This is a genomic window from Micromonospora sp. S4605 (assembly GCF_003176715.1).
Lineage (GTDB): Bacteria > Actinomycetota > Actinomycetes > Mycobacteriales > Micromonosporaceae > Micromonospora > Micromonospora echinaurantiaca.
On sequence record NZ_QGSW01000178.1, the window covers coordinates 142,947 to 156,091 of the forward strand.

The window sequence follows — 13,145 nt, forward strand, 5'->3', positions numbered from 1 at the left end:
GCCGGCCGGGCTCGGGTACGGGTCAGGCGTTGTCGGCCATGGCGACGCCGGCCGCCTCGGCCCGGTCGAACTTGTCGTCGATGACGACGACCTCGCGGCCGGCGTTGGCCAGCAGCGACGCCGCCGCGGTGGCCCGGTAGCCGGAGCCGCAGTGCACCCACACGGCGCCGGCGGGCACGTCGGCGAGCTGCTTGGGCAGGTCGGGCAGCGGAATGTGTACCGCGCCCCCGATGTGCCCCGCGCGCCACTCGTTGGTCATCCGCACGTCGAGGACCACGTCCGGGGCCGGCAAACCGGCCGGGAGGTCCCCCGCGTGGGCGGCGGCCAGTGCCGGGAAGTCGGCCATCCGCAGCTCGCGAAGCTGCCCGGGCTCGGCGGCCCACCGCTCGGCCTCGCCGGTGGCCTGGGCGGCCGGCCGGTCGATGCCGATCCGGACCAGCTCGCGCTGGGCGTCCGCGACCTGCTCCGGCGTCTCGGCGAGCAGGGTGATCGGCACTCCCCAGTCGATCAGCCAGCCGAGCCAGGTGGACATCGGACCGTCGAGCCCGAGGCTGACCGTGCCGGCCAGGTGCGACGCCGCGTACGCCTTGCGGTGCCGCAGGTCCACGACCCACTGGCCGGCGGCGATCCGCTCGCGCAGCGCGGCGGCGTCGGCCCGGGTCACCGGGGTGAGGTCCACCGGGGCCGGGCCGGCGAAGTTCGCCACGCCCATGTGGGCGTAGTACGCCGGGTAGGCGTCGAGTCCGGCGAGCGTCTCGGTGACGAACTCGTCGGCGGCGAGGCGCAGCACCGGGTTGGCCTGCTTCTCCCGACCGATCGTCGATTCGGGGGCGTCGGCCTGACTCGCTGAGCAGAAGCTGCCGAAGCCGTGCGTCGGCCACACCTGCGCCCCGTCGGGCAGCAGGTCGGCCAGCCGCTGCGCCGAGGCGTGCTGGTGGTGGGCCAACTCGTGGGCGTGCTGCTTGCCGAGCAGGTCGGTGCGCCCGGTCGTGCCGAACAGCAGCGACCCGCCGGTGAAGACGCCCGCCGGGCGCCAGTCACCGTCGACGGCCTCGTCGAGGACGTACGACAGGTGGTGGAAGGTGTGGCCCGGGGTGGCGACCACGCGCAGGCGCAGGCCGTCCGAGACGGGCACCACGTCGCCGTCGGAGACCGGACGACGATCGAAGCCAACCTCGTCGGCCGCGGCAACCAGGTAGTGGGCGCCGGTCACCCGGGCCAGTTCCAGTCCGCCGGAGACGTAGTCGTTGTGGATGTGCGTCTCCACCACGTGGGTGATCCGCACCCCCTTCGCGCCGGCGAGGTACAGGACCCGGTCGATGTCGCGCTGCGGGTCGACCACGATGCCGACCTGCCCGTCCGAGGCCAGGTAGCTGCGGTCGCCGAGCGAGGACGTCGCGATGACGGACACCTCTACTGCCATTGCCGTTCTCCTTCCCAATCCCTAGATACCCGGGGGGGTATGCAGGAAACAGAGTTCTGCGCCAACTCGATCCGGCAGACGCCTACCCGCCCACGCCGCGCCTACGCGGCGTGGGTCAGGTCATCTTCCGTTCAGGCCAGCGCCAGGAAGAGCTTCTCCAGCTCCTCCTCGGTCATCTCCGGCGTCTCACCACGGTCGCGCGCGGCGTTGCAGTGCCGCATGCCCGAAGCGATGATCTTGTAGCCCGCGCGGTCGATCGCCTTCGACACCGCAGCGAGCTGGGTCAGTGCCTCACGGCAGTCCTGACCGCTCTCCATCATCTCGATGACCGCGTTGAGCTGGCCGCGCGCCCGCTTGAGCCGGGTCAGGGCCTCGCTGGTCATTTCAGGTCGAAGCTTCACCGCACTACCTCCTGCACTCCAACATACCCCAGGGGGTACCCACCCCGCCAGCCGGCTCGGATATACCCCCCACGGTATGCCCAACCCCGAGGGCCGCCGGTGGATTCCCGCCGTCGACGAAGGCGCTGCCGGCGGCCGACCCGTCAACCCAGGAGCGGCACGGGATGCTCCGCGGCCTGGCCTGAGCGGCCCGGCATCGGCGCATCGCCGCCGGCCGGCCCCTCCGGCCGGCATGATGTCAAGCGAGGAGAGAACCATGAGCTATGCGATGACGATCCGAGTGTCCGCCGGCTTCGCCCCGACCCTGGAGCGCGTCCGGGCGGCGCTGAAGGACCAGGGTTTCGGGGTGCTGACCGAGATCGACCTGCGGTCGACGCTGCGCGAGAAGCTCGGGGTGGAGCTGGCGGAGTACGTCATCCTGGGCGCCTGCAACCCTCCCCTGGCGCACCGCGCGGTGCAGGCGGATCCGGGCATCGGGTTGCTCCTGCCGTGCAACGTCGTCGTCCGTGCCGACGGACCGGACAGCACCCTGGTGCAGGCCATGGACCCGCAGGTGATGGTGCGGCTCAGCGACGCGCCCGAGTTGCCGGCGGTGGCGGATGAGGCCGCCGCGCGGCTGCGGGCGGCGCTGGACGCCGTGTCGCACTGACGCCCGGCGGGGTGCGGGCCTCGGCCCGCACCCCGCATTCGCCGGGTCAGCGGCTGGCGGCGCTCGCGGCCAGCTTCGCCCGCACCTCGTCCATGTCGAGGTCGCGGACGGCCTGGATCACCTGCTCCAGCGCGGCCGCCGGCAGGGCGCCGGGCTGGGCGAAGACCAGGACGCCGTCCCGGAACGCCATCAGTGTCGGGATCGACCGGATCTGGGCCGCCGCGGCGAGGCCCTGCTCCGCCTCGGTGTCGACCTTGCCGAACACGATGTCCGGGTGCTTCTCGCTGGCCTTCTCGAAGACCGGCGCGAAGCTGCGGCAGGGGCCGCACCAGTTCGCCCAGAAGTCGATCAGGACGATCCCGTCCCGGCTCACGGTCTCCTCGAAGTCGGCCGCGGTCAACGCCACGCTCGCCATGTCCCACCTCCGTGTCTCGACGGCGTTCTCCAGCCCCGGCAACATACCCCAGGGGGTATATATTCCCGTTGACCACCCGTGCAGCAGGAAGGAATGCGCGGGCAGGCGACCTGAGTTACGGTCGACGTCATACCCCCGGGGGTATTCGGAGAAGGAGGCACGATGCGAGAGGTGAACCTGGCGGACTTCGCCGCCGCGCACGCCGCGGGCGCCGTCGTGGTGGATGTCCGAGAGCCGTTCGAGTACGTCGAGGGTCACGTGCCGGGCGCCCGGTCGGTGCCGCTGGCCCAGCTGCCCGCGGCGGTCGGGGACCTTCCCCGCAGCCGCCCGGTGTATGTCATCTGCGCCAGCGGCAACCGCAGCCTGACCGCCGCGCAGTTCCTGGCCCGTGCCGGCATCGACGCCCGTTCCGTCGGCGGTGGCACCGGCGGGTGGATCCGCAGCGGCCGTCCGGTGGCGACCGGGGCGGACGCGTGAGGCGAAGAGCCGCCAGCCGGGCCGCTTGATCTGACAGACCCTGGGCGCGAAGCCCCGGAAGGGCGGGACCTTCGACCCGGGAGATACCCCCTGGGGTATGCGCTATCGTTGGGCGCATCGCCGGTCATCACTGCGAAGGAGTTCAGCACCATGTTGTTCACCCAGTACTACCTGGACTGCCTGTCCCAGGCGTCGTACCTCGTCGCCGACGACACCACCGGACGCGCGGTGCTCGTCGACCCGCGTCGGGACATCGACGAATACCTGACCGACGCGCGGGCGCACGGCCTGACCATCGAAGGGGTCGTCAACACCCACTTCCACGCCGACTTCCTCGCCGGCCACCTCGAGGTCGCCGCGGCCACCGGAGCCTGGATCGGCTACGGACACCGGGCCGAGACCGAGTACCCGAGCCGCAAGCTGCACGACGGCGACCGGATCAGCCTCGGTGACGTGACCCTGGAGATCATGGAGACCCCGGGCCACACGCCGGAATCCATCAGCATCCTGGTCTACGAGCGGGCCGACGACGCCGTGCCGTACGGCGTGCTGACCGGCGACGCCCTGTTCATCGGCGACGTCGGCCGGCCGGACCTGCTCGCCTCGCTCGGCGTCACCGCCGACGAGCTGGGCCGCATGCTCTACGACAGCGTGCAGCGCAAGCTGATGGGCCTGCCCGACGAGGTACGGGTCTTCCCCGCACACGGCGCGGGATCCGCCTGCGGCAAGAACCTCTCCACCGAGCGGCAGTCCACCATCGGCGAGCAGCGCCGCACCAACTACGCCTGCGCCCCGATGGGCGAGGAGCAGTTCCTCGCGCTGGTCACCGGCGGGCAGCCGGCCGCGCCCGGCTACTTCGCGTTCGACGCGGTACTCAACCGCAAGGCTCGCGAACTGTTCGACCACAGCAAGGCCCCCCGGCCGCTCAGCGCCGCCGAGTTCGCCGGGGCCCGGGCCGAGGGTGCGGCGGTGATCGACGCCCGCGACCCGCAGGAGTTCGCCGCCGGCCACGTGCGTGGGGCGATCAACGTCCCGGCCGACGGCCGGTTCGCCGAGACCGCGGGCAGCGTGGTCGCGCCGGACCGCAGGGTGCTCGTGGTCGCCCCGCAGGACCGCGAGGAGGAGATCGTCGTACGCCTCGCCCGGATCGGTTTCGACCAGGTCGTCGGCTACCTGCGCGAGCCCGAAGGGGCCTTCCTGGAGATGGTCGCCGACATGGCGCGGGCCAGCCGGCTCACCGCCAGCGACCTGCGCACGGCCCTCGACACCCCCGAGCCGCCGGTGGTGCTCGACGTCCGCACCGCCGGTGAGCGGGAGCAGGGCGCCGTCGACGGCTCGCTGCACATCCCGGTCGCGGAGCTGCCCCGGCGCCTCGACGAGGTGCCGACCGACCGCCCGGTCGTCGTGCACTGCGCCGGCGGGTACCGCTCGTCCGTCGCGGCCAGCCTGCTCCGCACCGCGGGTCGGACCGATGTCTCCGACCTGCTCGGCGGGTACGGCGCCTGGCAGACGCTGCACGCCGGCGTCTGACCGCCGGGCGGGACAACCTGGAATGTGGGTGACCGAGGGCTCCGGCCCTCGGTCACCCGTCCGTACCGGCTGAGGAGAACGGATGAGCAGCGACCTGCGTACGCCGGCTACCCCCGTCGGGCCGAGGCTGGGGCTGCGGGCGAACGCGGCCCAGTTCCTCCTGCTCGTCGCGGTCAACGCGCTGGTGGGCGGAGTGCTCGGCACCGAGCGCACCGTGCTGCCGCTGCTCGGCGAGCGGGAGTTCCAGCTGACCGCCTACACCGCCGCCCTGACCTACATCCTCGCCTTCGGGGCGACCAAGGCGGTCACCAACTTCTTCGCCGGCACCCTCTCCGACCGGTACGGCCGCAAGCCCGTGCTGCTGGCCGGCTGGCTGGTGGCCATCCCCGTACCGCTGCTGCTCATCTGGGCGCCCAGCTGGGGTTGGGTCGTCGCGGCCAACGTGCTGCTCGGCGTCAACCAGGGACTTGCCTGGTCCACCACGGTGATCATGAAGATCGACCTGGTCGGGCCGCACCGGCGCGGCCTCGCCATGGGGCTGAACGAGGCCGCCGGCTATCTCGCGGTGGCCGCGACGGCGCTGGCCACCGGAGCCCTCGCCGCGCGGTACGGGCTGCGCCCCGCGCCCTTCCTGCTCGGTGCCGCCTACATCGCGGTGGGCCTGGGCCTGTCCGTGCTGCTCGTCCGGGAGACGCGAGGCCACGCCCACCACGAGGCGGCCACCCACCAGTGCGGGGCCCACCACGGCGGCCTAACCACCCGGCAGGTCCTGAAGCTGGTCAGTTGGCGGGAACCGGCCCTCAGCTCGGCCAGCCAGGCCGGCCTGGTGAACAACCTCAACGACGGCCTCGCCTGGGGACTGTTCCCGGTGCTCTTCGCCGCCGCGGGCCTCTCCCTGCCCCGGATCGGTGTGCTGGCCGCCCTGTACCCCGCGGTGTGGGGGCTCGGCCAACTCCTCACCGGTCCGCTCTCCGACCGGGTCGGCCGCAAGCCGCTGATCGTCGGCGGGATGCTGATCCAGGCCGGTGCGCTCGGGCTGATCGCCGGGGGCGACAGTTTCGGCGCGTGGGGGACGGGTGCGGCGCTGCTCGGCGCCGGCACCGCGATGGTGTATCCCACCCTGCTGGCGGCGATCGGCGACGTCGCCCATCCGGCGTGGCGCGCTCGCGCCGTGGGCGTCTACCGGCTCTGGCGGGACGCCGGATTCGCCGTGGGCGCCCTGACGGCCGGACTGCTCGCGGACCTCGTCGGCATCCGGGGGGCCACCTGGGCGGTGGCGGCCCTCACCGCCGCGTCCGGTCTGCTCGTCGCCGTCCGGATGTACGAGACCCACGTGGGCCGGGTCGCCGCCCGGCCCGCCGGAGCGGCCTGAGCGACCGGACCGGCGGGATACAGGGGAACGGAGTCAGGCTGCCGCCGCTCAGTGCGCGTGGGCTTGTACGCCTGCTGGTGGTTTCACGGCCGGGACGACGAGCAGTGCCAGGACGGCGGAGGCCGCGGCCACGATCGCGGCGAAGGTGAAGCCACGGGCGAAGCCGGTGCTGCCGCTGCCGGAGATGCTCGCCGCCGCGATGCTGGAGACCACGGCGACGCCGAGGGCGGCGCCGAACTCGTGGAAGGTGCTGAGCAGACCCGACGCGATTCCCGCCTCGTGCTGGGCGACCTGTCCCAGCGCGGTCGTGGAGGCGGCGACGAAGGCGGCGCCGATTCCCGCCGCGCCGACGCTGATCCCGGTCACCACCACGGCCGAACCGTCCCAGAACGCGGGTACCGCGGTGCCGAGAGCCGCGATCGCGAGACCCGTCATCGCGATGGGCCGGGCGCCGAGGCGGCCAACGACGTGGCCGGCGACCTGCGCACCGACGATGGTCGCCACGGCGACCGGCAGGAACAGCAGCCCGGTCCGCAGCGCGCCGTAGCCCTTGTGGTGCTGCAGGTAGAACGAGCCCAGGAAGAACACGGCGATCATCAGCGCGGTCGCCACCAGGATCAGGAAGGTGCCGCCGGCGACCGACCGACGAGCCAGGATCCGGAGGTCCATCAGCGGCGACCGCACGGTGCGTTGCAGGACCGCGAACAGGACGTACAGGAGGACCGCACCGGCCAGCGTCCCGAGGGTCGCGGCACTCAACCAGGCCCGGTCGCCGGCGTTGATCAGCGCGTAGATCGCCGTGCCCGTCGCGGCCGTCACCAGGATGGCGCCCGGAACGTCCAGGCGCGCCCGCGCCGCGTGCGGCAGCTCCGCCGGCAGCATCCGGGCCAGTGCCACCAGCACGACCAGGCCGATGGGCACGTTGATGTAGAACACCCACTGCCAGCCAGGCCCAGCGGTCAGGACACCGCCGAGCAGGACACCGATCGCCGACCCGCCACCGCCCAGCGCCGACCAGATGCCGAGCGCCTTGTTGCGCTCGTTCCCGTGGAAGATCCTCGTCACCACGGACAGCGCCGCGGGTGACAGCATCGCCGCGCCGACGCCCTGCGCGACGCGACCGCCGATGAGCATCGCGGCCCCGGCTGCCAGACCGGTGACCAGCGACGCGACGGTGAACACGAGCAAGCCGAGCAGCACCACGCGCCGGGAACCGAACAGGTCCGCTGCTCGCCCGCCGAGCAGCATCAGGCCGCCGAACATCAACGTGTAGGCGCTGACCACCCAGGTCAGCGTGTCGCGGTGCAGGCCGAGGTCCGCGCCGATGTGCGGTAGCGCGATCGCCACCACGGTGACGTCGAGGATGAGCATGAACTGAGCGACGCCGAGCAGTGCCAGCATGCGCCAGCGGCGGGGGTCGGTGACGGTGTTTTCCGGTTGGTCGACGGCCTGAGCGGTCACGGCGTCGCCTCCAATTCGAACAGCAGTGTTTGACTTGTGTCGGGTACAGTAACTCGTACAGCGCTGTTCAACAAAGGGGGTTTGCGTGACGGGTCCGACGCCAGCGAGGTCGCCGGTCAGGCGAGCGGACGCGCAGCGCAACATCGCGGCGATACTCGAGGCCGCGGTGAACGCCCTGAGCCGCAACCCGGATGCCAGTGTCAGCGAGATCGCGAAGGCAGCCGGCGTCGGACGGGTCACCCTCTACGGCCACTTCCCGAACCGGGACGACCTCGTCGAGGCCGCGCTCGCCAGCGCCATCGAACAGGGCCACGCCGCACTCGATGCGGTAGACCTGACCGGCGACACCCGGCAGGCGCTCGGCCGGCTGGTCCACTCCAGCTGGCAACTGGTCAACCAGTCCCGCTCGCTGCTGCTCGCCGCCCAGGGAGTCCTTCCACCCGGCCGGATCCGCGACCTGCACGCCGGCCCGGTCGAACGCGTCGAAGGCCTCGTGAAGCGCGGCCAGGAGGAAGGGGTGTTCCGCCGCGACCTGTCCACGTCATGGCTGGTCGGCGTGATGCACAGCGTCATGCACAACGCCGCCGACGAGATCAACGCCGGGCGCCTCGACGCTGACCAGGCCGCGTCGTTCATCACAGCGACCGTCCTGGCCGCCTTCACGCCGCCCGGAGGTCGCGTTCCCAGCTGAGCACGCGTGGGGCCGGGCGGTGCGGCCGGCGTACGCCGAGGTCCGTCCCGCGTCGGTCACCTCCGGCGTAGCTCGCGGAGACGTTCGAGGGACTGCCCGTATGCCCGGTGCCCCGGCACCGACCGCCGAGCCCGTTCGGGCGGCGTCCCACTCTGTGCGGTATCGCACAGAGTGGGACGCGCCGAAACGGCTCACGCGAGGTCGGTCTAGCGCACGCCCTGGTCGTGCGGGACGGTGACGGTGACGGTGCAGCCGACCGGCCGGCCGATCTCGTCGTGGCCGCCGTAGCTCAGCGTGTAGACCCGGTCCCCGCCGTTGCCGGCCCGTTCCGCCCGCAGCTTGCCGGCGGTGTCGGGTGCGCCCACGGTGAAGTCGCTGACGTCCGCGGCGTCGCCGCCGGTCACGCTGGTGAGGGCGAACGCGTTCGGGCCGAGTACGCCGTCGCGCAGGTCCACGGTCACGGCCACGTCGACCAGTTCGTGGTTCGGCGGCCACAGGACCGGCCGGTCCACGGCACAGTCCAGCTGCCGTTGCGGCACCGGCTCGGGCAGCGTGGCGACCGCGTGCCCGATCGTCGCGGTGAGCCGCCCGCCGGCCTCGTAGTACATGTGCATGGTGCGTCCGTCGACGTAGAACGTCGGTGCGGCCGACCGGCCCAGGTCGGGTGCGGCGCTCATCGAGTCGTGGACGATGCCGAGGTGGATCTCCTGGTCGAAGTTCTCCCCCACGTCGACGGCGTGCATGTTGCCGTCGGCGGCGTGGAAGATGACCAGGTTGCGGCCGTTCCAGCGCAGGACGAACGGTCCGGACGCGTTGGGGCCCTCGATGCCCTGTGGGGTCACGATCGGCTCGGGCTGGATGGCCCAGGTTCGCGCGTCGTTGGAGACGGCCCAGCGGATCCGGCGGGAGACCGGGCCGGTCGGTCCGGGCAGGGCCGCCGTGGGGTTGTCCATGAAGACCATCAGGTAGCGGGTTCCCAGGCGCGGCACGGACTGCTCGAACACGCGGGCGTACGAGGTCTCGCCACCGGTCGTCTCGTCCCGGGCGACCGCTGTCCCGCCGTAGCTGAAGTGGATGCCGTCGTCGGAGGTGGCGTACCGGGTGATCGAGTTCTCGCCGTGGTAGTAGAGGAACAGCTTGCCCTCCCCCTCCACCCACACCGCGTGCGGGGAGGACACGTGGCTGACGGTCGGGTAGTGCGGCAGCCAGGTGTTGCTGATCAGAGGGTTGGCCTGGTACTCGGTCCAGGGGCCGTCGATCGAGTCGGCGTACGCGAGGGCGATCCCGCCGGGTCGCTCGTGCGGGGCGTAGTACATGTAGTACGTCCCCAGCGGGTTCGGGAAGTAGTCGGCGGCCCGGATGACGCTCGGGAAGATGAACTCGTTCGTCGGGTTGTAGTCGTGGGTGCTCTTGTCGAAGGCGGTTCCCGCGTAGGTGAACTGCGGGAAGTCGACGGCCGGGTCGGCGGTGGCCGGCGCGGCGCCGGCCAGGGCGGCGACGAGCAGGCCGGCGCCGGCCGCCGCCGTGACGGCGCGGCGGGGTGATGAGACAGGTGCTCTCGTCATGCCTCTTCCTCTTCGGATCGGTCGAACGCTGGACTGTCCTGATCGGATGGCCGGAGCCCGGTCCTGGGCGCACGACGCCGGCGGCCACACCGCGGCGGGTCACTCCGCCGCGACGTGCCGATCGACCTGCAGTGACGCTGAGTTAAGGCGTGCGAGGACCCGACCCGTCGACCGTCCGACCGGCCCGCGGTGCTAATACGTATTAGCATCTATGTTTCTCGAATGTTGCGTGCTCGGACGGCGTCCTGTCAAGAGGTGGCACCCTCCACCTTGGCCGTCGTCCCCCGGCTGACCGGGCCGGACCACCGCCAACCGGCCATCAACCACTAATACGCATTACTCCAGGGACTTCATCTGGTCGAAATCTCGCGTCACCCTCTTGACACCGGCGACGGCGCGAGCCAGGCTCCTTGCCAACGCCGAGCGCTAATACGCATTAGCCGCACCGGAAGGACCCGTCGTGGCCACTCCCCCCAGACGCGTCACCCAGCGTGACATCGCCCGCTTGGCGGGTGTCAGTCAGGCGACGGTGTCCCTGGTGCTCAACAACCGGGCCGACGCCGAGGTCCGGATCGCCGCGGAGACCCGCGACCGGGTGCTGCGGGCGATCGCCGAGACCGGGTACGCCGCGGACCCGGTGGCCCGCCGGCTGGCCGCGCGGTTCAACCGGATCATCGGTGTCTTCACCTACGAGCCCGCGTTCCCCAGCGGCAGCCGGGACTTCTTCCACCCGTTCCTGCTCGGCATCGAGGAGTACGCCGAGCGCGTCGGCTGCGACCTGCTGCTGTTCACCAGCGCACCGGTGGTCGAGGGCCGGCGACGCATCTTCCACCAGGACAACCGGCTGCGCCTGGCCGACGGGTGCATCCTGCTCGGACGCGAGATCGACGGCGCGGAGCTGCTGCGGCTCAACCGCGACGGATACCCGTACGTCGCCGTGGGTCGCCGCGACGACGCCGGTGGGCCGGTCCCCTACGTCGGCGCGGACTACGCCACGGCGGTGAGCCGGCTCGTCGAGCTGGCGCTGCGCCGCGGCCACCGACGTCTCGCCTACCTGAGCATGGGCGGCACCGCCGAGTCCTCCGAGGACCGCCGCCGCGGGTTCGACGCCGCCACGTCGACAGCGGAGAGCGCCCGGCAGTTGACCGCGACCGCCCGGGACGCCGAGACCGTCCTCGACGACCTGCTCGCCGACGGGACGACCGTCGCTCTGGTGGAGGACTACGCCACCGCCGCGGCGCTCGAGTCGGCCACCCGGCGGCGCGGGCTGACCGTGCCGGGCGACCTGTCGGTCATCACGCTCGGCGACCCGACGGTGCCGGTCCCCACCGACATCGCGTTCACCGGGTTCCGCATCCCCCGCGAGGAGATGGGCCGGCAGGCCGTCGAGGTGTTGCGCGGCGTCATCGACGGCAGCGCCGCCGGCGTGCAGCAACGACTCCTCCCCTGCGAACTCGTCGAGGGCGACACCCTCGGCACCCCCGATCCGGCGGCCGACCGCCGCTGAGGCGGTCGGGCCGTCCAACTGGAAGGAAGCAAGTGGTACAGATGCGTGCGGACGTCCTCGTCGTCGGGGGCGGACTGGGCGGCGTGGCCGCCGCGCTCGCCGCGGCCCGGGCCGGCCGGTCCGTCATCCTCACCGAGGAGTTCGACTGGCTTGGCGGGCAGCTCACCAGCCAGGCCGTCCCGCCGGACGAGCACTCCTGGATTGAGCAGTTCGGGGCCACCGCCAGCTACCGCGCCCTGCGCAACGGCATCCGCGACTACTACCGCCGCTACTACCCGCTGACCGAGCGCTCCCGCGGCTGGACCGACCTCAATCCGGGTGCCGGCTGGGTGAGCCGGCTCTGCCACGAGCCCCGGGTGGCCGTCGCCGTCCTCGAACAGATGCTCGCCCCGTACCGCGGCGCCGGCCGGTTGACAGTGCTCCAGCCGTACCGGCCGGTGGCCGCGGAGACCGACGGGGACCGGGTCACCGGCGTCACGCTGGCCCATCGGGACCGCGACGACCGGATCGACGTCACCGCGCCGTACATCCTGGACGCCACCGAGACCGGCGAGCTGCTGCCGCTGACCGGCACCGAGTACGTCACCGGGTTCGAGTCGCAGGCGCAGACCGGGGAACCGAGCGCACCCGCCGAGGCACAGCCGATGAACATGCAGGCCGTCTCGGTCTGCTTCGCGATCGACCACGTCGACGGCGACCACACCATCGACCGCCCGGCCGACTACGACTTCTGGCGGGACTACAAGCCCGACTTCTGGGGTGACCGGCTGCTGTCCTGGCGGTCGCCGCACCCGCGCACCCTGGAGATCGTCGAGCGCAGCTTCACCCCCAACCCGGACGACGACCCGTTGAGCGTCAACGCCGATCAACGCCTCAACCCCGGCGACGGCAACCTGTGGACGTTCCGGCGGATCGCCGCCCGACGCAACTTCACCGACGGGTCGTACGGCAGCGACATCACCCTGGTGAACTGGCCGATGATCGACTACTTCGAGGGCCCGGTGATCGACGTGCCGAACGCGTCGTGGCACCTGGCCAAGGCCCGGGAGCTGTCGTACTCGGTGTTGTACTGGCTGCAGACGGAGGCGCCCCGGCCCGACGGCGGCACCGGTTTCCCCGGGCTGCGGCTGCGCGGCGACGTGACCGGCAGCCGGGACGGCCTGGCGCAGGCGCCCTACATCCGGGAGTCCCGCCGGATCCGGGCCGAGTACACGGTGGTCGAGCAGGACCTCTCGCTGGCCGTGCGGGGCCAGCACGGCGCCGTCCAGTACCCCGACTCGATCGGGGTGGGGATGTACCGCATCGACCTGCACCCGTCGACCGGCGGCGACAACTACATCGACGTCGGCTCCTGCCCGTTCGAGATCCCGCTCGGCGCGCTGATCCCGCAACGGGTGGAGAACCTGCTGCCCGCCGGCAAGAACATCGGCACCACGCACATCACCAACGGCAGCTACCGGCTGCACCCGGTCGAGTGGAACGTCGGCGAGGTCGCCGGGCTGCTCGCCGACTTCTGTCTGGCGCGGGGCGAGTCCCCGCGCGCGGTCCGCGGCACCCCCCGCCTGCTGGCCGAATTCACCGACCGTGTCTCGGCCGCCGGCGTCGAACGGCGCTGGCCGCAGATCGCGGGCTACTGAAACCCCCGGTGAGGAGA

Annotated in this window: 12 protein-coding genes; 7 read left to right on the forward strand and 5 right to left on the reverse strand. The window is 72.0% G+C overall.

Going from position 1 to position 13,145, the window contains the following annotated elements:
- Positions 1–22: 22 nt before the first annotated feature.
- Both DLJ47_RS14040 and DLJ47_RS14045 read right to left on the reverse strand, forming a co-directional pair.
- Positions 23–1,423: an MBL fold metallo-hydrolase gene (locus tag DLJ47_RS14040; RefSeq protein WP_109900450.1), complete on the reverse strand. Its 1,401-nt coding sequence runs from the start codon at positions 1,421–1,423 to the stop codon at positions 23–25.
- 131 nt (positions 1,424–1,554) lie between these two features.
- The gene (locus tag DLJ47_RS14045; protein WP_088993193.1) at positions 1,555–1,824 is read right to left on the reverse strand and encodes a metal-sensitive transcriptional regulator; all 270 of its coding nucleotides are present in this window, start codon (positions 1,822–1,824) and stop codon (positions 1,555–1,557) included.
- 256 nt (positions 1,825–2,080) lie between these two features.
- Between DLJ47_RS14045 and DLJ47_RS14050 the strand changes: the two genes are divergently transcribed.
- Complete coding sequence (locus DLJ47_RS14050; RefSeq protein WP_109900451.1) at positions 2,081–2,473, forward strand: DUF302 domain-containing protein; 393 nt, start codon at positions 2,081–2,083, stop codon at positions 2,471–2,473.
- A 46-nt stretch (positions 2,474–2,519) separates the two neighbouring features.
- Here DLJ47_RS14050 and trxA read toward each other — a convergent pair whose 3' ends face one another.
- Complete coding sequence (gene trxA, locus DLJ47_RS14055) at positions 2,520–2,888, reverse strand: thioredoxin (protein ID WP_109900452.1); 369 nt, start codon at positions 2,886–2,888, stop codon at positions 2,520–2,522.
- A 162-nt stretch (positions 2,889–3,050) separates the two neighbouring features.
- On the opposite strand from trxA, the gene DLJ47_RS14060 reads away from it, so the two are divergent.
- From DLJ47_RS14060 to DLJ47_RS14070, 3 genes are all read left to right on the forward strand, one after another.
- Positions 3,051–3,365 (forward strand): rhodanese-like domain-containing protein, encoded by a 315-nt coding sequence (locus tag DLJ47_RS14060; protein WP_088993190.1) that lies wholly within the window; start codon positions 3,051–3,053, stop codon positions 3,363–3,365.
- Positions 3,366–3,515: 150 nt separating this feature from the next.
- Complete coding sequence (locus DLJ47_RS14065) at positions 3,516–4,895, forward strand: MBL fold metallo-hydrolase (RefSeq protein WP_109900511.1); 1,380 nt, start codon at positions 3,516–3,518, stop codon at positions 4,893–4,895.
- A gap of 82 nt (positions 4,896–4,977) precedes the next feature.
- Positions 4,978–6,267: an MFS transporter gene (locus tag DLJ47_RS14070; RefSeq protein WP_109900453.1), complete on the forward strand. Its 1,290-nt coding sequence runs from the start codon at positions 4,978–4,980 to the stop codon at positions 6,265–6,267.
- Positions 6,268–6,315: 48 nt separating this feature from the next.
- Here DLJ47_RS14070 and DLJ47_RS14075 read toward each other — a convergent pair whose 3' ends face one another.
- Positions 6,316–7,872: an MFS transporter gene (locus tag DLJ47_RS14075; RefSeq protein ID WP_233257825.1), complete on the reverse strand. Its 1,557-nt coding sequence runs from the start codon at positions 7,870–7,872 to the stop codon at positions 6,316–6,318.
- On the opposite strand from DLJ47_RS14075, the gene DLJ47_RS14080 reads away from it, so the two are divergent.
- Entirely contained in the window at positions 7,814–8,419 is a 606-nt protein-coding gene (locus DLJ47_RS14080) for a TetR/AcrR family transcriptional regulator (RefSeq protein WP_109900454.1), read from the forward strand. The genes DLJ47_RS14075 and DLJ47_RS14080 overlap by 59 nt on opposite strands.
- A gap of 206 nt (positions 8,420–8,625) precedes the next feature.
- Here the strand turns inward: DLJ47_RS14080 and DLJ47_RS14085 are convergent, their stop codons facing one another.
- A complete protein-coding gene (locus DLJ47_RS14085) occupies positions 8,626–9,984 on the reverse strand; it encodes a hypothetical protein (protein ID WP_109900455.1) in 1,359 nt (452 codons plus the stop codon).
- Between the two features lie 460 nt (positions 9,985–10,444).
- Here DLJ47_RS14085 and DLJ47_RS14090 point away from each other — a divergent pair, with 460 nt between their 5' ends.
- Both DLJ47_RS14090 and DLJ47_RS14095 read left to right on the forward strand, forming a co-directional pair.
- Entirely contained in the window at positions 10,445–11,491 is a 1,047-nt protein-coding gene (locus tag DLJ47_RS14090; RefSeq protein WP_109900456.1) for a LacI family DNA-binding transcriptional regulator, read from the forward strand.
- Positions 11,492–11,532: 41 nt separating this feature from the next.
- Positions 11,533–13,128, forward strand: coding sequence for an FAD-dependent oxidoreductase (locus tag DLJ47_RS14095; protein ID WP_109900457.1), 1,596 nt, complete (start codon positions 11,533–11,535; stop codon positions 13,126–13,128).
- Positions 13,129–13,145 lie beyond the last annotated feature (17 nt).

Bases quoted from the DNA above. Each gene is read 5' to 3' on its own strand.
- DLJ47_RS14040 (WP_109900450.1), bottom strand. From the start codon at position 1,423: ATGGCAGTAGAGGTGTCCGTCATCGCGACGTCCTCGCTCGGCGACCGC.
- DLJ47_RS14050 (WP_109900451.1), top strand. From the start codon at position 2,081: ATGAGCTATGCGATGACGATCCGAGTGTCCGCCGGCTTCGCCCCGACC.
- trxA (WP_109900452.1), bottom strand. From the start codon at position 2,888: ATGGCGAGCGTGGCGTTGACCGCGGCCGACTTCGAGGAGACCGTGAGC.
- DLJ47_RS14060 (WP_088993190.1), top strand. From the start codon at position 3,051: ATGCGAGAGGTGAACCTGGCGGACTTCGCCGCCGCGCACGCCGCGGGC.
- DLJ47_RS14065 (WP_109900511.1), top strand. From the start codon at position 3,516: ATGTTGTTCACCCAGTACTACCTGGACTGCCTGTCCCAGGCGTCGTAC.
- DLJ47_RS14070 (WP_109900453.1), top strand. From the start codon at position 4,978: ATGAGCAGCGACCTGCGTACGCCGGCTACCCCCGTCGGGCCGAGGCTG.
- DLJ47_RS14075 (WP_233257825.1), bottom strand. From the start codon at position 7,872: ATGTTGCGCTGCGCGTCCGCTCGCCTGACCGGCGACCTCGCTGGCGTC.
- DLJ47_RS14085 (WP_109900455.1), bottom strand. From the start codon at position 9,984: ATGACGAGAGCACCTGTCTCATCACCCCGCCGCGCCGTCACGGCGGCG.
- DLJ47_RS14095 (WP_109900457.1), top strand. From the start codon at position 11,533: ATGCGTGCGGACGTCCTCGTCGTCGGGGGCGGACTGGGCGGCGTGGCC.